The sequence below is a fragment of the Oleiphilus sp. HI0067 genome (assembly GCF_001635735.1).
In genome coordinates this window covers 1-1158 of the sequence record NZ_LWFI01001345.1, presented here as the reverse complement: position 1 = coordinate 1158, position 1158 = coordinate 1, and the positions used below count along the sequence as shown (strand labels likewise).

Below are 1158 nucleotides of genomic sequence, written 5' to 3'. Positions count from 1 at the left end.
CTCCCAAGTTACCGACAAAAGTCAGCGCTTTTTAGCTGCAGAGTTAGTGCGCGAAAAGATCATGCGCCAACTAGGAGAAGAGCTCCCGTATTCGGTGACGGTTGAAATTGAAGAGTTTAAACAGAAGAGAAATATTCTTCATATTAGTGCCTTAATTCTTGTTGAACGTAGCGGCCAGAAAAAGATTGTGATCGGCGATAAAGGCCAGCAGATTAAGATTATTGGACGTGATGCGCGTAAAGATATGGAGCGTATGTTTGATAGCAAGGTCATGCTGAACTTATGGGTGAAAGTTAAGGGCGGTTGGTCCGATGATGAACGTGCCTTGAAAAGCTTAGGGTATCGCGACCAGTAAGCATGTTTGAAGCGAGTTACATTCTTCATCGTCGCCCGTTTAGTGATACAAGTTTGTTACTCGACGTCTTCACGTATCAGCATGGAAAGGTAGGTTTAGTCGCTAAAGGCGGCTACAAAGCAAAGTCTTCAAAGAGTGCCATTCTTCAGGCATTTCAGCCCTTGTTAATTGATTGGGTTGGTAAATCTGATCTCAAAACCTTAACACAAGCTGAACCGCCCAGCGCCCAATTAGAGTTGACGGGCCAACGGCAGTTCGCGGGTCTGTACATCAACGAGCTGTTATACAAATTATTGGCGCCAGAAGAGCCAATGCCTGCTTTGTTTTCAGCCTATGTAGAGTGTCTCTCGGGTTTAAGTGAGGGTGAAGATATGTCTCAGATGCTCAGAGATTTTGAACTTATATTGTTAGCTGAGCTCGGTTTGTTACCTAGTTTTGATATTGATTGGCAAGGCAAGGTTATACAGTCTGAGTCGAATTACTATTTGAGTGCTGACTCCACATTCGTTTTGACACAAGAGAATAGCCGAAGTTATGTCGTTTTTTCAGGTCAAGATCTCCTAGCTTATTCGTCACGCGTGCAGGCGCTAGTTTCTAATAAAAGCGCTAATCAAGTAAATGATCTTAAAGCGGTGTATCAGACGTTAAATAAGAAAGTCAGTTATATGCTGATTGATCAGGCGCTCCAAGGTGCGAAGCTTCGGAGTAGAGAGCTAATCAAGCAGTTCAGTAAATATACAACAGTAGGATGAGTAAGATGAGTCAACAGCGTAGGGTGTTGTTAGGTGTAAATGTCGATCATG

Annotated in this window: 2 protein-coding genes; both read left to right on the top strand. The window is 43.4% G+C overall.

All coding sequences use genetic code 11. The features are described 5' to 3' along the window. Positions 1-355, top strand: a 355-nt coding sequence (gene era, locus A3739_RS21385) for a GTPase Era (RefSeq protein WP_068502700.1), incomplete at its 5' end; no start/stop codon positions are given. A gap of 2 nt (positions 356-357) precedes the next feature. Beyond that, positions 358-1107: a DNA repair protein RecO gene (gene recO, locus A3739_RS21380; protein ID WP_068478481.1), complete on the top strand. Its 750-nt coding sequence runs from the start codon at positions 358-360 to the stop codon at positions 1105-1107. Positions 1108-1158 lie beyond the last annotated feature (51 nt).

Coding starts and splice junctions, on each gene's coding strand:
- recO (WP_068478481.1), top strand. CDS start 358: ATGTTTGAAGCGAGTTACATTCTTCATCGTCGCCCGTTTAGTGATACA.